Source organism: Pyramidobacter sp. YE332 (assembly GCF_033060595.1).
GTDB lineage: Bacteria > Synergistota > Synergistia > Synergistales > Dethiosulfovibrionaceae > Pyramidobacter.
The window spans coordinates 1,596,284-1,616,883 of sequence record NZ_CP133038.1; the positions used below are offsets into that span (position 1 = coordinate 1,596,284).

19 protein-coding genes are annotated in these 20,600 nt (G+C 56.7%); 8 read left to right on the forward strand and 11 right to left on the reverse strand.

Annotation, left to right across the window (positions count from 1 at the left end; all coding sequences use genetic code 11):
- The first annotated feature begins 184 nt into the window (after positions 1-184).
- Entirely contained in the window at positions 185-1,348 is a 1,164-nt protein-coding gene (locus RAH42_RS07535) for an ISAs1 family transposase (RefSeq protein WP_317539172.1), read from the forward strand.
- Between the two features lie 86 nt (positions 1,349-1,434).
- Here the strand turns inward: RAH42_RS07535 and raiA are convergent, their stop codons facing one another.
- Entirely contained in the window at positions 1,435-1,965 is a 531-nt protein-coding gene (gene raiA / locus RAH42_RS07540; protein WP_078017149.1) for a ribosome-associated translation inhibitor RaiA, read from the reverse strand.
- A gap of 194 nt (positions 1,966-2,159) precedes the next feature.
- On the opposite strand from raiA, the gene RAH42_RS07545 reads away from it, so the two are divergent.
- The 3 genes from RAH42_RS07545 to ade all read left to right on the forward strand — a co-directional run bounded on the left by RAH42_RS07545 (position 2,160) and on the right by ade (position 6,676).
- The gene (locus RAH42_RS07545; protein ID WP_078017148.1) at positions 2,160-3,359 is read left to right on the forward strand and encodes a pyridoxal phosphate-dependent aminotransferase; all 1,200 of its coding nucleotides are present in this window, start codon (positions 2,160-2,162) and stop codon (positions 3,357-3,359) included.
- Between the two features lie 204 nt (positions 3,360-3,563).
- Positions 3,564-4,886, forward strand: a complete 1,323-nt coding sequence (locus tag RAH42_RS07550) for an NCS2 family permease (protein ID WP_296428982.1) — start codon at positions 3,564-3,566, stop codon at positions 4,884-4,886.
- Between the two features lie 89 nt (positions 4,887-4,975).
- Entirely contained in the window at positions 4,976-6,676 is a 1,701-nt protein-coding gene (ade, locus tag RAH42_RS07555; RefSeq protein WP_317539173.1) for an adenine deaminase, read from the forward strand.
- A gap of 72 nt (positions 6,677-6,748) precedes the next feature.
- Here the strand turns inward: ade and frr are convergent, their stop codons facing one another.
- The 4 genes from frr to rpsB form a co-directional block, all read right to left on the reverse strand.
- Positions 6,749-7,297: a ribosome recycling factor gene (gene frr / locus RAH42_RS07560; RefSeq protein ID WP_120371927.1), complete on the reverse strand. Its 549-nt coding sequence runs from the start codon at positions 7,295-7,297 to the stop codon at positions 6,749-6,751.
- A gap of 20 nt (positions 7,298-7,317) precedes the next feature.
- Positions 7,318-8,031, reverse strand: coding sequence for a UMP kinase (gene pyrH / locus RAH42_RS07565; RefSeq protein WP_317539174.1), 714 nt, complete (start codon positions 8,029-8,031; stop codon positions 7,318-7,320).
- Between the two features lie 155 nt (positions 8,032-8,186).
- Entirely contained in the window at positions 8,187-8,780 is a 594-nt protein-coding gene (gene tsf, locus RAH42_RS07570) for a translation elongation factor Ts (RefSeq protein WP_296429022.1), read from the reverse strand.
- Positions 8,781-8,800: 20 nt separating this feature from the next.
- Positions 8,801-9,616, reverse strand: coding sequence for a 30S ribosomal protein S2 (gene rpsB / locus RAH42_RS07575; protein WP_078017142.1), 816 nt, complete (start codon positions 9,614-9,616; stop codon positions 8,801-8,803).
- A gap of 648 nt (positions 9,617-10,264) precedes the next feature.
- Here rpsB and RAH42_RS07580 point away from each other — a divergent pair.
- The 4 genes from RAH42_RS07580 (at position 10,265) to RAH42_RS07595 (ending at position 13,846) form a co-directional block, all read left to right on the forward strand.
- Positions 10,265-10,768, forward strand: a complete 504-nt coding sequence (locus RAH42_RS07580) for a winged helix-turn-helix domain-containing protein (protein ID WP_317539175.1) — start codon at positions 10,265-10,267, stop codon at positions 10,766-10,768.
- 32 nt (positions 10,769-10,800) lie between these two features.
- The gene (locus RAH42_RS07585; protein WP_317539176.1) at positions 10,801-11,133 is read left to right on the forward strand and encodes a transposase; all 333 of its coding nucleotides are present in this window, start codon (positions 10,801-10,803) and stop codon (positions 11,131-11,133) included.
- Positions 11,134-11,319: 186 nt separating this feature from the next.
- Positions 11,320-12,342: an IS30 family transposase gene (locus tag RAH42_RS07590; protein WP_317539177.1), complete on the forward strand. Its 1,023-nt coding sequence runs from the start codon at positions 11,320-11,322 to the stop codon at positions 12,340-12,342.
- A gap of 355 nt (positions 12,343-12,697) precedes the next feature.
- Positions 12,698-13,846 carry an aldo/keto reductase gene (locus RAH42_RS07595; protein WP_317539178.1) on the forward strand — a complete coding sequence of 383 codons (1,149 nt, stop codon included), beginning with the start codon at positions 12,698-12,700 and terminating at the stop codon, positions 13,844-13,846.
- An 80-nt stretch (positions 13,847-13,926) separates the two neighbouring features.
- Here RAH42_RS07595 and RAH42_RS07600 read toward each other — a convergent pair whose 3' ends face one another.
- Genes RAH42_RS07600 through RAH42_RS07625 form a run of 6 tightly spaced genes read right to left on the reverse strand, consistent with a single transcriptional unit; the run spans position 13,927 to position 20,599 of the window.
- Positions 13,927-14,733, reverse strand: a complete 807-nt coding sequence (locus tag RAH42_RS07600) for a pyruvate, water dikinase regulatory protein (RefSeq protein WP_078016210.1) — start codon at positions 14,731-14,733, stop codon at positions 13,927-13,929.
- A gap of 15 nt (positions 14,734-14,748) precedes the next feature.
- Positions 14,749-16,806, reverse strand: coding sequence for a glycine--tRNA ligase subunit beta (gene glyS / locus RAH42_RS07605; RefSeq protein WP_317539179.1), 2,058 nt, complete (start codon positions 16,804-16,806; stop codon positions 14,749-14,751).
- Between the two features lie 14 nt (positions 16,807-16,820).
- A complete protein-coding gene (locus RAH42_RS07610) occupies positions 16,821-17,693 on the reverse strand; it encodes a glycine--tRNA ligase subunit alpha (RefSeq protein ID WP_120371975.1) in 873 nt (290 codons plus the stop codon).
- Positions 17,694-17,717: 24 nt separating this feature from the next.
- The gene (recO, locus tag RAH42_RS07615; protein ID WP_317539180.1) at positions 17,718-18,461 is read right to left on the reverse strand and encodes a DNA repair protein RecO; all 744 of its coding nucleotides are present in this window, start codon (positions 18,459-18,461) and stop codon (positions 17,718-17,720) included.
- Entirely contained in the window at positions 18,416-19,327 is a 912-nt protein-coding gene (gene era / locus RAH42_RS07620) for a GTPase Era (protein WP_078016214.1), read from the reverse strand. The genes recO and era overlap by 46 nt, the downstream gene beginning before the upstream one ends.
- Before the next feature lie 6 nt (positions 19,328-19,333).
- A complete protein-coding gene (locus RAH42_RS07625) occupies positions 19,334-20,599 on the reverse strand; it encodes a hemolysin family protein (protein ID WP_078016215.1) in 1,266 nt (421 codons plus the stop codon).
- Between the last annotated feature and the right edge of the window lies 1 nt (position 20,600).

Below are 20,600 nucleotides of genomic sequence, written 5' to 3' on the forward strand. Positions count from 1 at the left end.
CACAAAGACTTCATCGCGATCAGGGCAATCGCTTACGAAAACCCACTCGAGAAAATTGCCATTAAGCTCACGAGAAGAAGAAAGCCGCAACGCAGAAAAGTAAGTTCATCCCAAGAAAGCCTCCCTGCGGTAGAATACAAAGAAACACCGAAAACGCCCCAAAACACCGACAGGAGGCACGAGAATGAACCAGACATTTCTGGAACTGCTGGCAGAAATTGAAGATTTCCGCACAGGCAACGCGATCCACTATCGGCTCCAGGATATCCTTCTGGTCAGCGTGCTGGCCGTGATCTGTAACATGGATACCTATACGGAAATGGCCATGTTTGCCGATCATCAGAAGAAATATCTGGCGCCGTTCTGCGACTTCCGCCACGGCACCCCTTCTCACGATACCTTTGGCAAGGTGTTGAGCCGCCTCGATCCCCGTGTGTTGTCCGAACGCTTCAACGCCTGGATGAGCGAGCTGTACGTCCACCTGGGCAAGCTGGCGGAGTCAAGAGGCATGACCGTCGCCATCGACGGCAAGACCATATGCCGCAGCGGCAGTTCCGAACAGAAAGCCAGTCACGTGCTCACCGCTTTTGCCAGTCGGGCGCAGCTGGTCCTCGGTCAGATCAAGACCGACGAGAAGAGCAACGAGATCACGGCTATCCCCGAACTGCTGGATCTCTTTCAGGTCAAAGACACCGTCGTCACCATCGACGCCATGGGGACGCAGAAGGACATCGCCGCCAAGATCATCGAAAAGGGCGGAGATTACGTCCTCGCCGTCAAAGGCAATCAGAAGAAACTGCACGACGACATCATCTGGCACCTGCGCAGCGAAGCGCAGGACACAAGCACAAGAGAACTCAAAGCCAAAGGACAGTATGCCAGCACCCTGGAGAAGGATCATGGGCGCATCGAGAGAAGAGAATGTTACCTCTCCGACGACCTGAGCTGGTTCGAAGGACTTGAAGACTGGCGAGGCATCACGGGCGTCGCCTGGATCCACAACACCCGGAACGTCGATAACAAGACCAGCACTGAAGACCATTACTTCATCTACAGCCTGAAAGGAGCCCGGGCGCAAGACCTTCTGCGCATCAAGAGAGAGCACTGGGCGATCGAGAACAACTTACACTGGATGCTGGACATGGCCTTCAGGGAGGATGACTGTCGGGCGAGAGCGAAGAACGCGGCGGAAGTGATGAACATTCTGCGAAAACTCGCTTTGCAGATGCTGAAGACCTGTGAAACATGCAAATGCGGGATGAGGAGCAAGCGCAAGCTCTGCGGGCTTGGCATTCCTACGGCTCTGCAGGTCCTGGGACTCGTCCCTACGGGGGTTCTTATTCCGTAAGCGATTGCCCTGTCATCGCGATTTTTCTCCAAAGAAAAAGGAGGGCCGCAGGCCCTCCTTTTGGTATTTATCAGTGATCCGGCGTTTCAATTCGGGATCAGGACCCCGTAACCGCCGGCCTCGCGCTTGTAAACGACGTTGACTTTGCCGCTTTCGGCGTTGAGGAACATGTAGAAGGAATGTTCGAGAAGATCCATCTGCATCACGGCTTCGTCGGGCGTCATCGGATAGAGGTCGAAGTGTTTTTCCTTGACGATCGTCCCCACCGGGAGCTCGTCGAGCTCCGGCTGGTCGTCGAAGGAGAACTCCCGGTCGTGCGTCTTGAAATGGGCTCGGTCCACCAGATATTCCTTGTGGCGGCGGATGCGGCGCTCGAGGTTCTTGAGCCCCAGATCGAAAGACTTGCGCAGATCCACGTCCTTCTCTTCCCCGCGCATGATCACGCCGTTGACGTTGGCCGTCACTTCCGTGATATACGTGTTCTTGATCATCTTCACGAGGATCTGACTGTCGGTGATGCGCGGGAAAAACTTTTCCATCTTGGAAAGTTTCTTCTCCATATACTCCTTGAGGTCAGCAGGAACTTCAACATTTTTCATCAAAAAACGAATCTCCATGCATACTTCCTCCTTCCAGTGTGCGTTCTGTCACTCTCTGTTGCAAACTTATCATATCACTCAAATTATATTCCGGCAAGTCCTGATATAGAAATATTAAAAAGTTATTGTCAACTGGATTTTCATGGCGTTTTCTGCTACATTGGATCCGTTCCAGTTCATCTTTACCAAAACAAAACAAGGAGTGGTACATCATGTCACTGTCTCTGTCGAAGAAAGCCATGAACCTAAAGCCTTCCGCCACGCTCGCCGTGGGGGCCCTTGCCAAGGAAATGAAGCGCGAAGGAAAGCCGGTCATTTCCTTCAGCCAGGGAGAGCCCGACTTCACGTCGCCCCGGGCCGTGCTCGAAGCGGGGCATGACGCCATCGACAAAGGCTATACGCATTATACCGCCAGCAACGGCATTGCCGAGCTGCGCGAAGCCATCTGCGCCTACTACAAAAAACATTTTGGGCTCGAATACGCGGCCAATGACGTGCTCGTCGGCGCCGGCGCCAAGCCGGTGCTTTACTGCGCGCTGGCGGCGATCCTCGACGAAGGCGACGAGGTCGTCGTTCCCGCTCCCGCCTGGGTCAGCTATGTCGAGCAGATCCGCCTCTGCGGCGGCAAAGAAGTTCTCGTCGAGTGCAGCGACACCGGCAACGTGCCGACGCTCGAGCGCATGAAGGCCGCGATCACGCCGAAGACGAAGTGCATCCTCCTCAACAGCCCCAACAACCCGACCGGCGCCGTCTATGACGAAGCGACCATGAAAGGCATCGCCCAGCTGGCGCTCGATCACGATCTGATCATCGTCAACGACGAAATTTACGAGCGCCTTGTCTACGGCGACGCCAAGTTCAGCGAGATCGTCGCGCTCTGCCCCGCCGTCAAGGACCGCACGATCGTCGTCAACGGAGTCAGCAAGGCGTTCGCCATGACGGGCTGGAGAATCGGCTACGCGCTCGGTCCCTCGAAATACATCAAGGCCATGGGCAGCATCCAGGGACATTTGACGTCCAACGCCTGCTCCATCGCCCAGTACGCCGCGCTCGGCGGCCTGAAGGGCGCCGACGACGTGGACGTCGAGGTGATGAGAAAGGCTTTCGGCGCCCGGCGCGAACTCGTGTTCAGCCTGCTGGACGCGATCCCCCGTATCTCGTACGTCAAGCCGGACGGGGCTTTTTACGTGCTGATCGATCTCAAGGGGCTGCTGGGGAAAAAGCATGGCGACACGCTGCTTGCCGACGACGCGGCGCTCTGCTCCGATCTGCTCAAGAGCAAATACGTGGCGGTGACGCCGGGCAGCGCCTTCTTCGCCGACGGCATGATGCGCATCGCCTACGCCAACTCGGAGGACGATATCCGCGAGGGCCTGCGCCGCTTCGCCGAGTACGTGTCCGAGATCGAGTAGGTCCGACTCGTTTCCGCAGGGGAGTATTTCGCCGCATGAAATACTCCCCTGCTTCATTTCGGCCGCCGCTCCGACGGGCGCGGCGGCGCCGGCAACGGCGGCATGTCGTGCGGGAACTTGCGGACTTGCGGCAAATAGTGTATCCTCATCCCGTGATTTTCGTTCCGAAAGCTCCATAATATCAGCGATCAGGAGGAATTTTGCATGTTCGAGAAGTTGTTCAAGATCAAAGCGGCGGGCAGCTCCGTCCATACGGAGATCATGGCCGGGGTCACGACGTTCATGACGATGGGGTACATCATTTTCGTCAATCCCAACATCATGGCGAACGCCGGCATGCCGTTCGACGCCGTGATGGTGGCCACGTGTCTGGCCAGCGCGTTCGCCACGGCGCTGATGGCGTTCCTGGCCAATTATCCGATCGGCCTGTCCACGGGGATGGGGCTGAACGCCTTTTTCGCCTTCTCCGTCGTCCTTTCGATGAAGGTTTCCTGGCAGGTCGCGCTGGCGGCGATCTTCGTCGAGGGAGTCATCTTCATCCTGCTGACGCTGACGAAGATCCGCGAGGCCGTCATCAACAGCATCCCCAAGACTCTCAAGGTGGGCATCGCGGCCGGCATCGGCTTTTTCATCGCCCTGATCGGCTTGATCGGCTGCGGCATCGTCGTCGATAACCCGGCGACGCTCGTCTCCGTCGGCGACCTCACTTCAAAGCCCGCTCTGGTCGCCATTTTCGGCTTCCTCGTGATCGTCTGCCTGGAGTGCCACCGCGTCAGGGGCGCCGTGCTGTGGGGGATCCTCGCTTCCACGCTGGCCGCGATCCCCGCGGGGCTGACGAAAGTGCCGGCTTCCTTCGTGTCCATGCCGCCTTCCATCGCGCCGCTGTTCTGCAAGATGGACTTTTCCATGATCGGCACGGCGACGTTCTGGGGCATCGTCTTCACGTTTTTCTTCGTCGATTTCTTCGACACCGTCGGCACGCTGGTCGGCGTCACCACGCGCGCCGGCATGCTGGACGAAAAGGGCAACCTGCCCCGCGCCAGTCAGGCGCTGATGGCCGACGCCATCGGCACGGTGGCCGGATCGGTCCTCGGCGTCTCGACCGTCACGTCCTTCGTCGAAAGCGCTTCCGGCGTCGAGCAGGGCGGGCGCACCGGGCTCACCGCGCTGACGACGGCGGTCCTCTTCCTGCTGGCCGTTTTCTTCAGCCCGCTCGTGGCCATGGTCCCCAGCGCCGCCACTTCGCCGGCTCTGGTCATGGTCGGCATTTACATGATGATGAGCCTTCGCGACCTGGATTTCGGCGACTTCTCCAACACGATCCCCGCGGCCGTCGCCATCTTTACGATGCCTTTCACGTACAGCATCGGCAACGGCATCGAGTTCAGCACGCTCACGTTCGTCGTCACCAAGGTCTTGGGCGGCAAGGTCAAGGAGATCAGCCCGATCCTCTGGCTGCTGGCGCTGCTGTTCCTGGCCAAGGAAAGCAGCTCCTGGTGGCTGCCGGCCGTCGCGGCGATGTTCTAAGCGCCGCGTTGTATGATAGTATTGAGGAGGTCTTTGACAGACCTCCTTTTTTTGTATTGCCAGACTGATTTTCGTAAGGAGGAACGCAGGTGGATTATCGGAAGTTGACGTCACAGGCCCGCGGCGCGAGCCCCGCCGATTGTGTCATCAAAAACGCGAAGGTTCCCAATCTCTTCTCCGGCGAGATCGAAGAAGCGGATGTTGCCGTCGGCGACGGCCTGATCGTCGGCGTCGGCGCAGGATACCGCGGACGGGAGGAATTCGACGCCGCGGGAAAATTCCTCGTGCCCGGCTTCATCGAAGCGCACTGCCATATCGAGAGCACGATGCTGACGCCGCGCGGCTTCGCCGAACTGGTGCTGCCTCACGGCACGACGACCGTGTTCGCCGATCCGCACGAGATCGCCAACACCTCGTCCTTCGAGGGGCTCCGCTTCATGCGCGAAGCGGGCGAGGGGCTTCCCGTGGACATCTATTTGAACGCGCCTTCGTGCGTCCCCGCCTCGCCGTTCGAAACGCCGCGCGAGATCCTCGAGGCCGACGCGATCGCGCGGATGTTTTCCGAAGGGACATGCCGGGGATTGGGCGAGATGATGAACTACCCCGGCGTCGTCGGCGGCGACCGGGACACGTGGGAAAAGATCCTCGCCTCGCGCGGGCAGCCCCGCAACGGGCACGCGCCCTGCCTGAGGGGAAAAGAGCTCAACGCTTACCTGCTGTCGCGCTGCAACTCCGACCATGAATGCAGCTCTTACGAGGAAGCGCTCGACAAACTCCGCCGCGGCTGCTGGGTGATGCTGCGCCAGGGAGCGACGGAACACAATCTGGCGGCTTTGGCGCCGCTGGTCGCCGAAGACGAACGGCGGGCCAGCCGCTGCATGCTGGTCAGCGACGACTTGACCGCCGCCGTGCTCCACGACGAAGGGCATCTGGACCGGATCCTGCGCCTGGCCGTGAAAAACGGCATCTCCCCCGTCAGCGCCCTGCGCATGGTGACGCTGAACCCGGCGGAGTTCAACCGCATTTACGACCTGGGGGCCATTGCGCCCGGTTACCGCGCCGACATGGTTCTGCTGGACGACCTCGAGGATTTCAACGTCCTTCGGGTCTGGAAGAACGGCAGGGCCGCGGAGTTCCCCCGCCGGGGATCACCCCGCGGCGCGAATCTCCCCGGCGTCAGCGGCAACGGCTGCACGCTGACGGCGGACGATCTGAGGATCCCGGCGCGGGGCAGGCTCCGCGTCATCGAAACCGTTCCCGGCGAAGTGATCACCCGCGAACGGATCGTCGACGGCGCGGCCGTGGACGGTGAATTCACGGCATGCCCGTCCCGCGATCTCGCGAAGATGGCGGTCGTGAACCGGAACACCGCGCAGCGAAGGATCGGCCGCGGGTTCGTCACAGGTCTGGGACTGCGGCGCGGCGCTCTGGGCTCGTCCGTGGCGCACGACGCGCACAATTTCAGCATCGTCGGCATGGACGACCAGTCGATGCTGACGGCGTTCGCCGCCATACGGGAAAAGGGCGGGCTGGTCGCGGCCGACGGAAACGAAGTTTTGTTCCATCTGCCGCTGCCGATCGCCGGGCTGATGAGCGACCTTCCGCCCGAGGAGCTGCTGAGGGATTTCAGCCGGCTGCTGGACGCCGCGAAGAGACTCGGCACGCCGCTCCCCAATCCGTTCATGGTGCTCAGTTTCCTCTCGCTGTCCGTGATCCCTTCGCTGAAGCTGACCGATCGGGGCTACGTCGACCTCGCCCAGGGCGGCCTGGTGCCGCTCGGCGTTCAATAAAAGCTTCTTCGATAAAGACAAAGCGCAAGCAGGCGTTCCGCGCGGAACGCCTGCTTGCGCTTTGTGTGTCGTTTATTTTTCGAGGATCTCTTTTTCCTTTTTCTTGAACTCGTCGTCGACCCGGGCGATGAATTTATCGGTGGTCTTCTGCGCGTCGTCGAGCATTTTCTTGAGATCGTCCTCGGTGATCTCCGAAGCTTTCTCCTGCTTCTTGTAGGCGTCGTTGGCGTCGCGGCGGATGTTCCTCAAGGCGACTTTCGCTTCCTCGGCCGCTTTCGAAGCCATTTTGACGAATTCCTTGCGCCGTTCGCCGGTCAGTTCCGGAACGACAAGACGGATGTTGTTCCCGTCCACGTTGGGCGTCAGGCCGATGTTGGCGGCCAGGATCGCCTTTTCGATGAGCTTGACCGCCCCTTTGTCGAAAGGCGCGATGATCAGCATCCGCGCTTCGGGCACGGTGATGTTCGCCAGCTGTTTGATGGGCATGGGCGACCCGTAATAATCGACTTTGACGCCCTCGACAAGCCCGGGATGGGCGCGCCCGGTGCGAATGCCCTGAAACTCGCCGTCAAGGTGATCGAGCACCTTTGCCATTTTCTCGTCAAGATTGAAATCCGCCATACTGAATCCGCTCCTTTGTCTTATTTGGATACGATGGTGCCGATATTTTTGCCCTCGATCAGGAACGCGCGCAGGCTGCCTTCTTCCAGCACGTTGAGAACGGCGATGGGGATGCCGTTTTCCATGCAGAGGGAAAACGCCGCGGCGTCCATGACTTCGATACGGCGCTGCAGCGCGTCCATATATGAAAGTTTCTCGAATTTGACCGCGTCGGAATATTTGAAAGGATCCTTGTCGTAAATGCCGTCGACCTTGGTCGCCTTGACGAGGCATTCGGCGCCGATCTCCGCCGCGCGGAGGGCGGCCGTCGTATCGGTCGAGAAATAGGGAGAGCCCGTCCCGGCCGCGAAAATCACCACGCGGCCTTTCTCGATGTGGCGCAAAGCCCGGCGGCGGATGTAGGGCTCCGCCACCTGACGCATCTCGATCGCCGTCAGCACGCGCGTCGGAATGTCGTTTTTGCGTTCCAGGACGTCCTGCAGGGCCAGCGCGTTGATGACGGTCCCCAGCATCCCCATATAGTCGGCCTGAGAACGTTCGACGCCTTCATCCACGGCCTGCCGGCCGCGGAAAAAATTGCCGCCGCCGACGACGAGCCCGATCTGGATGCCGTCGGACGCTACCTGGGCGATCTGGCGGCACATCCGGTCGATGGCGCGAAAATCGAGGCCAAATCCCTGGGGTCCGGCGAGGACTTCTCCTGACAGTTTCAGCAGCACACGTTTGAACTTCATGACGGCTCCTCCTCATCGCTTCGCGATCCGCGCTCATATGCCCTTCATCCCGCGCGACTTGATTTTAACATAAATCATCAAAAGAGCGAAACTTTCACAATAAAACCGCACATAAAAAGGCACAGAGCTCATCAGGAACTCTGTGCCACCACATCCTATTCGCCGATGGAAAAACGGGAAAAACGGCGCACTTTCATGTTTTCGCCCATTTTGGCGATCAGGGCGATCACGAGGTCGTTGATCTTCTTGTCTCCGTCGCGGATCCAGGCCTGCTCGAGCAGACAGCTCTGCTCGTAGTACTTGCGGACCTTGCCCTCGATGATCTTATCAAGGCGATCGGCGGGTTTGCCTTCGGCGATCAGCTGCTCGCGGTAGATGTTCTTCTCGCGTTCGAGAACGTCGGCCGGGACGTCTTCCGGAGCCACGTAGGCGGGATTGGCCGCGGCGATTTGCATGGCGATGTCGTGGCCCAGCTGCTGGAACTCGTCGGTCTTGGCGACGAAATCGGTCTCACAGTCGATCTCCACCATCACGCCAATCTTGCCGGTGTTGTGGATGTAGGAGAAAACACGTCCGTCCTTGGCGTTGCGGTCGGCTTTCTTGGCAGCTTTGGCAAGGCCCTTCTCGCGAAGAAAATCAATGGCCTTCTCGGCGTCTCCGTTGCATTCGACCAGGGCTTTTTTGCAGTCCATCATCCCACAGCCGGTACGATCACGAAGCTCTTTCACGACAGCAGCAGTAATTTCCATTATGGCGACCTCCTTCGGAACTATTCGTCGTTGCCCTCGGCGGTAACTTCGCCGTAGGCCTCCGTCAGCTTCTCCTTCATATCGAGGATGGAAGCGTCGCTGGCGGCGGTCTCGTCAGCATCCGGAAGCTGAGCGTCAGACACCGCGCCGTCCTCTCCGCCGCGGCCCTCGATGACGGCGTTCGCCATCAGGCCGCAGATCAGTTTGATGGCGCGGATGGCGTCGTCGTTGCCGGGAATGGGATAATCGATCATCTCCGGATCGCAGTTCGTATCGACGATGGAAATGACGGGAATGTGAAGCTTGCGGGCTTCCATGACGGCGATGTCTTCACGGCGGGGATCGATGACGAAGAGCGCGTCGGGAAGAGCTCGCATATCCTTGATGCCGAGCAGATACTTCTCGAGCTTGGCCAGTTCCTTGCGGAACAGGGAGATCTCCTTCTTGGTATAGTCGCCCCAATCGTTGTCGGCTTCGTGCTTTTCAAGCTCGATCATGCGCTGCACGCGCTTGCGGATCGTGGCGAAGTTGGTCATCAGGCCGCCCAGCCAGCGCTGATTGATATAGAACTCGCCGCAGCGCTGCGCCTCTTCGCGGATCGTGTCCTGCGCCTGGCGCTTCGTGCCGACGAAAAGCACCGAACCGCCGTCCTTGGCTACCGAACGGACGAAATCATACGCCTTCTCCAGACCTTTGACGGTCTTCTGCAGGTCGATGATGTACACGCCGTTGCGCTCCGTGAAGATGTAAGGCTTCATCTTCGGGTTCCAGCGGCGCGTCTGATGTCCGAAGTGGACACCGCACTCAAGAAGCTGCTTCATGCTGACGACTGACATTCAAAAATTCCTCCTCGGTTATCCTCCACCGTATTCCAGCAGGCTTGGGACCCTCTCGCGAAGGGCACCGCCCCTCAGCCCTCGTACGGTGTGCGTTTTTAAAACCGATTCATTATACCATACCGTTCCGTCATTGCAAGAGCTCGTGCTTCCACGTCAGCGCCGGGATGAGTTTTGAAATTCTTCAAGGTAAATGCAACGCAACATCCGGTACCCCGTTGCATTAAATCTGAATTAAAAGAAGCTTGCATTTAGTCTGAATTGATGAAAGAACTTTCTTACGAGACAACAGATCTCGGAAAGGAGTTCATCATCATGAACAAACATTTGACTCTGGCTGAAAGAAAAGCCATTGAAAGCGCCCTCAACCGGCGAGAATCTCTCAGAAGTATTGCCTCAACAGTTCTGAAGTCGCCGAGTACGATCTCCAGAGAGATCAGAAAACATGCAGAGACTGTCTTCAAAGGCTGTTATGGCCGGACAGCAAACTGCTGCCTTCACCGGTATGACTGCTCCGTTACTTCCCTTTGTAACACCTCTCCGAAATGCCGTTCACTGTGTTTCCGGTGCTCAAGATGTAATACTATTTCATTATAGTATAGCCAAAGTATCCGTACCTCAGTTATAATGCACCCGAGGTGATGGAGAATGCCCGTAAAATACGAGATCACATCGGAACAGCAGGCGGAAATCGAAGCAGCGCGGAAAAAGAATCGCAACAAGAAGATCGAAGCCAAACTGAGAATCCTCAGCTTGCGCGCCGAAGGGAAAACCCTGAAAGAAATCAGCGAAATCACGGAATACCACTTCACGAACGTCAGCAAGATCATCTCGCAGTTTATCCATCGCGGTCTCTCGTATGTGCTGCAATGCCATTACCTCGGCAACCATCGGAACATGACCTATGAGCAGGAAGAAGCCGTACTTGCTCCTTACCTGGAGAAAGCCGGGAAAGGAGAAATCGTTTCGGTGGCGGAAATAGCCCAAGCCTATCAGACCGCGGTGGGACATACTATCAGTCCGACTCAGATTTACGCGGTCCTGAAACGTCATGGCTGGAGAAAAGTCATGCCGCGCAGCCGTCACCCCAGGAAAGCGAACGAGGAGGCCATCGAGGCCTCAAAAAAATTAACGCTCAAGTTCAGGAATTAAAAGAGTTATCCACAACAGGGAACGTCAGACTGATGTTTCAGGACGAAGCCGGCTTCGGCAGAATCAACACGCCCAAATACTGCTGGTGCAGGAAAGGCATTCGACCGAACGTTCCCTGCCTTCACATCCGCGAATACCGCTATGCTTACGGTGCCGTAGAGCCGCTTACGGGAGAAAGCCTCTTTCTGATCATGCCCAACTGCGACAGCGATTGCATGAACGTTTTCCTGCGGGAACTTTCACACCGATTTCCGGAAGACCATATTCTGCTCTGCTGTGACGGAGCTGCCTGGCACAAGTCCAAAGCGCTTCAGGTTCCTGCCAACATCACCCTGTTCCATATTCCCCCTATACCCCCGAGATGAACCCCATTGAGCAGATCTGGAGAGAGCTGCGCTGTCAGGGCTTTCGAAACGAGATTTTTTCGACGCTTGAGAACGTTGTCGAGCGTCTGTGCCGCACGATCAGAAATCTCACCGCTCAGACCATAAGGAGTATTACCGCAAGACAATGGATTGTTATGTGCTTTAAATGAGAAATAGTATAATACGATGTGTCCTGACTTTAAGGAGGAGGTCTGCCCGCAGCTTTCGGTTCCTCCGTATGTCTGTAACGGCTGCCCCAACCGTCACCGCTGCACTTTAAAAAAACGGATCTATTCTGCTAAATCTGCAAATGACTCTTACGAGAAAACTTTGCATGAGGCTCGTGAAGGCTTCAATATCTCCGATGCCGAGCTTGCAGATATTGATTCTTTTTTCTCTCCTCTCATCAAACAGGGGCAGTCTCTCTATCATATTATCCGTAATAATCGAGATACTGTTCCCTGTTCTGAAAGTACCGCCAGACGGCTCCTGCTTTCGGGTATTTTAGAGGCACGGAAAATAGACTTGCCCCGAGCTGTCCGTTTTAAGAAGAGAAAGGGAAAAAGAAATAACATGAAGGTGGATAAAAAATGTCGTGAAGGCCGTACCTACAATGATTTTCTCTCTTTTTCGGAGAAACATCCGGACATGCTTATTACCGAAATCGACAGTGTCGTTGGCACCGCAGGAGGAAAAGTTCTTCTGACTGTCATCTTAAGAAACTGCAACTTTATGCTGGCTTTTTTGAGAGATAAAAATACTGCTCAATCTGTTGAGCAGATTTTTACAATGCTCTTCACTCTTCTGGGCAGGAAACGCTATAAGTCCATGTTTCAGGTCCTTCTTGCTGACAACGGTACAGAGTTTTCCAATCCGACGGCTATCGAAAAAGGTCCGGACGGAGAAAGAAAATCATATATGTTCTATTGCAATCCACAAGCACCGCAGGAAAAACCGAAGGTTGAAAATAATCATACTCTCATTCGAAGGATCCTTCCCAAGGGAACAACTTTCGACAATTTATCCCAAACTGATATCAACCTGATGATGTCTCATATAAACTCATACGGGAGGAAAAAATTTAACGGAAAATCTCCTGCAGAGATCTTTATCAACCTGTATGGCGAGGACGTATTGCATTTACTCGGACTCGAACTTATTCCGCCACAGGATATCTGTTTAAAGCGGACTCTTCTCGCCGGTAAATAACGGCTCCTTTTTAATTTCTTGATTGCATTAACTCTGAACTGAAAATTTTGCTTTCAGTTGAGGATCACTTTTGTATGCACTTTTTTCGGACAATTTCCTCGTAACAGCTTTTCATCCCCTTGAATTTGTTCCGTTAGCGCAATCTTGATCGTTATTATGTGTTCGTAATGACTGCTTGCTGCTTTTGTCCTGTTAAAGTAAATGCAACCCCGTCGCATTTACTTTGACGAGGTTGCATTTACTCTGAAAATTTACCCCGGGATGAGTTTTCCCGCTTGACGTGCAGCCCCCTTCATGTGATACATTGAAGTCGCGAGATCATATCACACGTCAGAATCGACATGGGGAGTTCGCTATGGAATACAGACCTCTCGGGCACACCGGGCTTTCTGTCAGCGCGATCGCGTTGGGGTGCGAAGGCTTCACGGGCAAAACTCCGGAAGCCGTCAGGAAGGATTTCGACTGCGCGCAGGATTTGGGGATCAACTTTTTCGACTGCTATTCTTCCGATCCGCAGCTCCGCTCCGCTTTTGGGGAGGCGCTGAGAGGACGGCGGGAGAGATTCATCGTTCAGGGGCACCTGTGTTCTGTCTGGGAAAACGGCCAGTACCTGCGCACGCGTGATCCCGTCAGGACGGAGAGGGCTTTCCGGGATTTGCTGGCGCGCCTGGGGACGGATTACATCGACGTCGGCATGATCCATTACATCGACGCGGAAGAGGACTTTCGCGCGGTGTTCGACGGCGAGATCATTCAATACGCTCGGCGGCTGAAGGAGAGGGGGCAGATCCGCTTCCTCGGACTGAGCAGCCATAATCCGCACGTCGCGTCGCTGGCCGTTGAAACGGGGCTGATCGACGTGTTGCTGTTCGCCGTCAATCCCTGCTACGACATGCAGCCTGCCGGCGAAAACGTGGAGGATCTCTGGGCCGATGAAAGCTATATGAAAGATCTGCACAACATGGATCCAGGACGCGAGAGTCTCTACGAACTGTGCGCGCGTCAAGGCGTGGGGATCGACGTCATGAAAACCTACGGCGGCGGCGACCTGCTCAGCGAGGGGAATTCGCCTTTCGGGCGCGCCTTCACGCCGGTGCAGTGTATCGAATACGCTTTGACTCGTCCCGCCGTGGCCGCCGTCATGATCGGCTGCAGGACGCAGGCGGAGCTCCGCGCCGCCGTCGACTGGTGCACGGCGACGCCGCAGCAACGGGATTATGTGCCCGTCATGCAGGGGATGACGCGTTTTTCCTGGCAAGGGCACTGCATGTACTGCGGCCATTGCGCCCCGTGCCCCAAAGGCATCAACGTCGCTTCCGTCAATAAATTCCTCAATCTTGCCAAAACCCAGGAGCAGATCCCGGAGACGGCGCGCGAGCACTATGCACTGCTGCCTCACCACGCCTCCGAATGCATTGCCTGCGGCAGCTGCGAGAAACGCTGTCCCTTCGGAGTTCCGATTATCGACGCCATGAAAGAAGCTTCTTCGCTGTTCGGCTGCTAGACCGCGTGCGGCACGAGGTTCCCCGGCGTTCAAAGAGCGCAAAAAGCGGGCATCTGAATATCTCAGATGCCCGCTTTTTGCTACAGCATTTTCAAATCTTCGAGGATATTACGCGCCAGCTCTTCATAAGAATGGTCCGTGCTGTCGTAAACGCGGCACTGGAGCTTCTCCATCAAAGAACGGGCGTCGTCCAGTTCCGCCCTGATCTTGTCGATATCGGCATATGCCGCTCGCTGCGGATCGAGCCCCATGGCGACGATCCGTTCGCAGCGGATCTCTCTTAAGCGCTCAGCCGAGATCAGGAGCCCGACCCTCTTTTCCACGCTCACATTCCAGATGCGGGGATCGGGAGCGACGCCGGGCAGCAAAGGAACGTTCGAGACGGCGTATCCTTTCAGGGCAAGCCAGATCGAGAGGGGCGTTTTTCCGGCCCGAGACACGCCGAACAAGACGATGTCAGCCGCGGTCATCAGCTCGGGGGATTGTCCATCGTCGCAGCGGAGCGTGAATTCGATGGCCTTGACGCGGCGCAGGTAATCGCCGTCAACGCGGCGGTTCACTCCCGGGCGCTGCATGGGCTGCCGTCCCGTGAGGCGGCAGATCTCTTCGACCAGGGGGCCCATCATGGACACATAGCCTAAGTTGTACTTTTTCGTGTCGGCAACCAACGCCGCCAACACGTCGGATTTGACCAGAGTGCTGACGATCAAATGCCCGCCGCGCTGATAAAAATCGCTGGCGATCCCGTGGACTTGAGCGACTTCGCGAACCGACCGATGGCGCTCGATCGTCACGTCGAGGCCGTCGAACTGGGCCAGCGCCGCGTGGAGCATGCTTTCGGCAGTCTCTCCTGTCGAATCGGAAACGATGGAAACACGTAATGTCATAAAATGTCCTTCAGTCTATTTGACTTTGCTGAGATCTCCGACGCGCATAAAGAGATTCTGACAATGGGACAGCAGCGCGAGACGATTGGCGCGGACGGCCGCGTCCTCGTCCATGACCATCACGTCGTCGAAGAAGGCCGAAACGGCCGGGGAAAGCTGGGCGAGGACGTTCATCAGCCCGTTCCAGTCGTTTTTCTGCAGAGCGGCTTCCACGGGCTTCTCCGCCTCGTTCACGGCCGCATAAAGGTCCTTTTCGGCAGCCTTGACGCAAAGCGAAGGATCCACGGAGCTCGAAACGTTCTCGGCCTTCGTCAGGATGTTCTTCACCCGCACCGCGGAATTGACCAGCTTCGTGAACCAGTCTTCCTGCTTCACCTCCGCGAACGCGCCCAGCAGATAAAGCGTCTGCAGGGGACGGGATCCTGTCACGGAGAGCGCCAGTTCGATCAGTTCGTGGCCGTATTCTTTTTCCTTGAGCTGAATGAGCGTGCGCTGCCTTATGAACTCCAGCAGCGAGTTCAAAGCTTCGCCGCCAACTTCGAGGTCCTGGGCGATGAAAGCGAGCAGCGCCTCCAGATCGAGGTCGAGGCGAAGTCCCCAGAGGATCTCGTTGATGCAGCGGATGGCGCGGCGGAGGCCGTAAGGATCCTGCGACCCCGTCGGCTGGAACCCCAGCTTGTAGGCTCCGACCATGTTGAAGGCCCGTTCGGCAATCCCCACGACGGCGCCGATCACGTCGGAAGGAAGTTCGTTTCCCGCCGCGGTCGGCATGTACTGCTCGGCGATGGCCTTGGCGACCCGCGGATCCTCTCCGTTTTTCAGGGCGTATTCACGCCCCATGATCCCCTGGAGTTCGGAAAATTCGCCGACCATGCCGGTGACAAGATCCGCTTTCGAAAGGTAGGCCGCGCGTTCGACCAGCTTGACGTCGTCCTTGCTGCCGAGGAGGTCGCAAATCTTTCGGGAGATCTTGACCATTTCCATGGTCTTGTCGTAGACGGAACCCAGCTTCTCCTGATAGATGACGTTTTTCAGGTCCTCGACCCGCGCCGAGAGGGGACGTTTCAGATCTTCCTTCCAGAAGAAAACGGCGTCTTCCAGGCGGGCGCGCAGAACCCGTTCATTTCCTTCCCGAACCAGCTCCATATTGGGAACCAGATTGTTGCTGACGCCGACAAAACAGGGCATCAATTTGCCGCTGTGGTCGTGAACGGCAAAATATTTCTGGTTGTCTTTCATCGAGGTCGTCAGGACTTCTTCGGGGATCTCCAGATACTTGCGGTCAAACGAGCCGTAAAAGGGCACGGGATACTCGACAAGATAAAGATTCTCCTGAACCAGAGGGGGATCAAGCTCGACGACGCCGTCAAGCTCTTTTTCGATGCCGGCAATGGCGGCGCGCATTTTCTCCTCGCGCTTCTTCTGATCGACAATGACCCAGTTGTCGTACATGACGGTCAGATAATCGTCGCTCGACTCGATCTCCACGGAAGGCGCTCCCATGAAACGATGTCCGCAGGTGGTCCGGCCGCTTTTCATGCCGTTCAGCTCAAACTCGACGACTTTCGCTCCGATCAGGCAGAGCAGCCAGCGGATCGGGCGGGCGAAGCGAACGCTGGGGTCGTACCAGTACATGTTTTTGGGAAAAACGATACGGGAGACGATGTGCTTCATCATGTCCGGAAGCAAGGCGTCCGCGGCGCCGCCCTTGTGATTGATGACGGCGAACGCATAATCCACGCCGTTGACGTTGCGGCTTTCAAGCTGTTCGACGGCAATGCCTTTGCTTTTGGCAAAACCTTCTGCCGCACGAGTCGGCGTTCCCGTGCCGTCGAAAGCGGATTTCCACGCCGGCCCTTTGTGCTCTTCGGAGAGGTCCTCCTGACGTTCCGCAACGGAACGGACCAACAGCACGAGGCGGCGGGGAGTGCCCATCACCTCTATGCGCCCATGCCCGAGACGCTGCGCAGCAAACTCTTCCTCGGCGTATTGGGCGATGTCACGCAAGGCGCTTGGCATAAAACGGGACGGTATCTCTTCCGTTCCAATCTCCAGAATCAGATCTCTTTCCATCGGTCCGTCCCCCTTTAAAATTTTTTCATGAGCGGATAGCCCATATCTTTCCGCTGCTGTGCATAGGCTGAGCAGCACTTCGACGCAATCGCGCGGATGCGCGAAACATACCCCGTGCGCTGCGTGACGCTGATCGCGCCGCGGGCATCGAGAAGATTGAAAATCTGCGAGCACTTCAGCACGCAGTCCCAGGCGGGCAGAACCAAAGCCTGATCGGCAAGACGCAAGCTTTCCTTCTCGTACAGGGAAAATATTTCCGCAAGCATGGCGACGTCGGCCACCTCGAAGTTATATATGGAGTTCTCGACTTCTCCCTGATGATGGACATCTCCATAGGTCACCTTGTCGTTCCACTTCAAATCGTAAACGTTGTCGGCTTTCTGAACGAACATGGCGATACGTTCAAGGCCGTACGTTATTTCTGCGGGCACCGCTTCCATATCGACGCCGCCGACTTGCTGGAAATAGGTGAACTGGGTCACTTCCATGCCGTCGAGCCAGACTTCCCAGCCGAGTCCCCAGGCGCCGATCGCCGCAGACTCCCAATCGTCCTCGACGAAACGGATATCATGCTCGCGGGGATCGATCCCCAGCGCGGCAAGGCTGTTGATGTAAAGCGACTGGATGTTCTCCGGCGCCGGCTTCATGATCACCTGGAACTGGTAATAATGCTGCAGACGGTTGGGGTTGTCGCCGTAACGCCCATCCGCCGGACGGCGAGACGGCTGCACATAGGCAACGTTCCAGGGTTCGGGGCCGATGACCCGAAGCGACGTAGCCGGATGCATCGTGCCGGCCCCGACCTCGATGTCGTAGGGCTGCTGTACGATGCATCCCTGATCCGCCCAATAGCGTTGCAATCTCAGCATGATATCCTGAAAGTTCATTCCACACGCGACCTCCAATTCAAACTATCGATTATCATCAAGGTTTCTCACAAAGAGTTGCCGGACATTTCGGGCCTGTTTCAACAATTTCGATGTGCCGTTCTCCGGTACAAAGCTTTTCGAAAGGGCGTAAGCCGCGAATTCATCGATGTCGACCGGGCTCTGCCCGTGAGCGCAGTTCGTACAGACAAAGGTCCCCTCCTGCCAGACGGCGCGTCCGCCCAAAGGCTTTCCACAGGCGCTGCAGGAGAGCAGATCAGGCGCGATCCCCCAGCTGAGGAGCCAGCGCCATAAAAAACGCGCATCGAGCAGTTCCGGCGCGGCGCCTTCGCTCAGCGCCTTCAACGCCCAATAGAAGAGAGCCAACAAATCGTCGTAGGGATAACCGGGAATCAAGTGCCGTTCAAACATCTTCGCCCAGCGAACGGCCTGGATCACGGCCCGCGGATAGCGTCGCAGCGCCCAGAAGTCCTCGGTGACTTCGATTTCCTTCAGATACGTCTTTCTTTTTGACTGATAAAGCTGGTAATGTCCCCAGACGAAAGGCTCCAAGGCGCCGCCGAAACGCATCGACCCTTTCGAGGCTCCGGGGACGTACACCCAATTCGTGCCGCCGCTTTTTAAAAACAACAACGCGGCGATATCGCCTTCCATGTAGTTTCCGCGCCGCAGCACGACGCCCGTCCGCTTGATGAGACGCTGAGACGTCTCCTCCGGAAGGTCTATTCGTATCCCAGTCTTTTCAATTCCTTTTCCGAGTCTCTCCATCCTTTGTTAACCTTAACCCAAAGTTCAAGATACGTTTTATGTCCCGTCATCTCTTCCAGCGCTTTCCGGGCGGCCGTGCCGATGGTCTTGATCTTTTCCCCTTTTCTGCCGAGAATGATGGCTCGTTGGCCTTCCCGCTCCACATAGACCGTGGCGCGGACGAACAAGTCCCTGCGCTCCGGGTATTCGTCGGGCGACTTGAACTCTTCGATCTCCACGGCGACGCTGTGCGGCACTTCCTCGTCGGTGGACGCGATGATCTTTTCGCGAATCAGTTCCTGCGCGATGAAACGCTCCGTCCTGTCCGTGATCATATCGTCCGGATAGAGCGGCGCCGCGACAGGAAGCAAGCTCTCAAGGGTTCTGACGAGAACTTCGCCGTTGGTGCCGTCTTTTGCCGATACCGGAACGACGTCGCGCAGCTTGATTTTCTTCGTAAAACGGTCGATGAGAGGCAGTATTTTGCTTCTGGAACCGGGAAGGTCCACCTTATTGACCGCCAACACGACAGGGATGCTGGGATAATCGCGAAGGACTTTCAGGATGCGGTCGTTTTCGCTCTGCTCGGGACGATCGTCGATCGTCACGACATAAAGGACGACATTGGCATCCTCAAGCCCCGAGACCGCGCGCTCGACCAGACGTTCGCCGAGCTTGTTCAAAGGAGCGTGAATGCCGGGCGTATCGACGAAAAGGATCTGACTCGCCGCTCCATTGTAAAGCCCCAGAATGTTGTCGCGGGTCGTCTGGGGTTTCGCAGAAACGATCGACAGCTTGTACTTGAGGATCCTATTGAGGAGCGACGATTTGCCCACATTGGGCCGGCCGATGACGGCGACGATTCCCGCACGAAAATCTGTCTGCACTTTGATCTATTCTCCTGCCTCCGATGTGTCCCTGCGGATCACAACGTCATTAATCCGATGGCCATCCATGCTGACGATCTCGAAAAGCCAGCCGTCCAACGCGACGGTATCCCCTTCGCGGGGAAAATCGCCGAACTGATCCAGTAAAAACCCTCCCAACGTGTCGACGTCGTCGCAGACGAAATGACTGTTCAGAACGTCGTTGAGCTCTTCAAGGGAAATACTGGCTTTCGCTCTGTAAGAATCATCGGAGAGACGTGTCACCGTTTGTTCTTCTTTATCGTATTCATCCTGGATTTCGCCGACGATCTCCTCCAGAAGATCCTCGAGAGTGATCAGTCCCGCCGTGCCGCCGTACTCGTCGACGACGACCGCCATGTGCATACGGACGTTTTGCATTATTCTGAAGAGCTTGGGCACGTACATCGTTTCGGGCACGAACAGCGGCGTCCTCATGAACTTGGTGACCGGCTCGTTTTTTTGCCCTTTCATCAAGGCCGCAAGCAGATCCTTGACGAGAACGATCCCGTCGATGTGATCCGGGGTGTCCGTAAAAACGGGAACCCGGGAATCCCCCATCTTTTCAATAAACTGAAGCGCGTCGTCCACCGTCCGCTCCGATTCGATCATGTGCATCTGAGTACGGGGGATCATGATCTCGGAGACGCGGATCTCGTCAAAGGAAATGACGCCGTCGATCATCTGGCGTTCGGATTCTTCGATCGCGCCGGAGGCTTCGCCGATCTTCACGACTTGCCCTATTTCCTCTTTGGTAACGAAAGAATCTTTCAGAGAAAGGTCCAAACCCGTGATGTAACTGGCTATTCTCGCAAACTGCTCCATCCCCCAGATCAACGGCGTCACGAGCCAGCTGAAAAAACGCACGAGCGGGAGAGCCACGACAAGCAGGCGTTCGCCCTTCGCCATCGCCACGCACTTGGGAATCACTTCGCCGAAAATGATGATCAAAATGCTCATCACGACGACGGCGGAAGCGACGCCGTGTTCGTCAATCAACGACGTCGCCAGCGCCGTGGCGGTAACGCTCGCCGCCACGTTGACAAGATTGTTGCCGACGAGAATCGCCGAAATCGCCTGATACCGGTCCTCATTGACCCAATCTACGAAGCGTTCCAGAAAGGGATATTCCTCGGCCAGCAATTTCATTCTCGTGCTGCTGGCGGCCGTCAGCGCCATCTCGGACGCACTGAAAAAAGCCGAAAGGAACAACAGAATAACTATCGCCGTACATAATTGAGGCAAAGCGTCCAAA

Excerpts from the sequence above, each read along its gene's own strand:
- RAH42_RS07535 (WP_317539172.1), top strand. The coding sequence starts at position 185 with ATGAACCAGACATTTCTGGAACTGCTGGCAGAAATTGAAGATTTCCGC.
- raiA (WP_078017149.1), bottom strand. The coding sequence starts at position 1,965 with ATGGAGATTCGTTTTTTGATGAAAAATGTTGAAGTTCCTGCTGACCTC.
- RAH42_RS07545 (WP_078017148.1), top strand. The coding sequence starts at position 2,160 with ATGTCACTGTCTCTGTCGAAGAAAGCCATGAACCTAAAGCCTTCCGCC.
- RAH42_RS07550 (WP_296428982.1), top strand. The coding sequence starts at position 3,564 with ATGTTCGAGAAGTTGTTCAAGATCAAAGCGGCGGGCAGCTCCGTCCAT.
- frr (WP_120371927.1), bottom strand. The coding sequence starts at position 7,297 with ATGGCGGATTTCAATCTTGACGAGAAAATGGCAAAGGTGCTCGATCAC.
- pyrH (WP_317539174.1), bottom strand. The coding sequence starts at position 8,031 with ATGAAGTTCAAACGTGTGCTGCTGAAACTGTCAGGAGAAGTCCTCGCC.
- tsf (WP_296429022.1), bottom strand. The coding sequence starts at position 8,780 with ATGGAAATTACTGCTGCTGTCGTGAAAGAGCTTCGTGATCGTACCGGC.
- rpsB (WP_078017142.1), bottom strand. The coding sequence starts at position 9,616 with ATGTCAGTCGTCAGCATGAAGCAGCTTCTTGAGTGCGGTGTCCACTTC.
- RAH42_RS07580 (WP_317539175.1), top strand. The coding sequence starts at position 10,265 with ATGCCCGTAAAATACGAGATCACATCGGAACAGCAGGCGGAAATCGAA.
- RAH42_RS07585 (WP_317539176.1), top strand. The coding sequence starts at position 10,801 with ATGTTTCAGGACGAAGCCGGCTTCGGCAGAATCAACACGCCCAAATAC.
- RAH42_RS07590 (WP_317539177.1), top strand. The coding sequence starts at position 11,320 with ATGTGTCCTGACTTTAAGGAGGAGGTCTGCCCGCAGCTTTCGGTTCCT.
- RAH42_RS07595 (WP_317539178.1), top strand. The coding sequence starts at position 12,698 with ATGGAATACAGACCTCTCGGGCACACCGGGCTTTCTGTCAGCGCGATC.
- RAH42_RS07600 (WP_078016210.1), bottom strand. The coding sequence starts at position 14,733 with ATGACATTACGTGTTTCCATCGTTTCCGATTCGACAGGAGAGACTGCC.
- glyS (WP_317539179.1), bottom strand. The coding sequence starts at position 16,806 with ATGGAAAGAGATCTGATTCTGGAGATTGGAACGGAAGAGATACCGTCC.
- RAH42_RS07610 (WP_120371975.1), bottom strand. The coding sequence starts at position 17,693 with ATGAACTTTCAGGATATCATGCTGAGATTGCAACGCTATTGGGCGGAT.
- recO (WP_317539180.1), bottom strand. The coding sequence starts at position 18,461 with ATGGAGAGACTCGGAAAAGGAATTGAAAAGACTGGGATACGAATAGAC.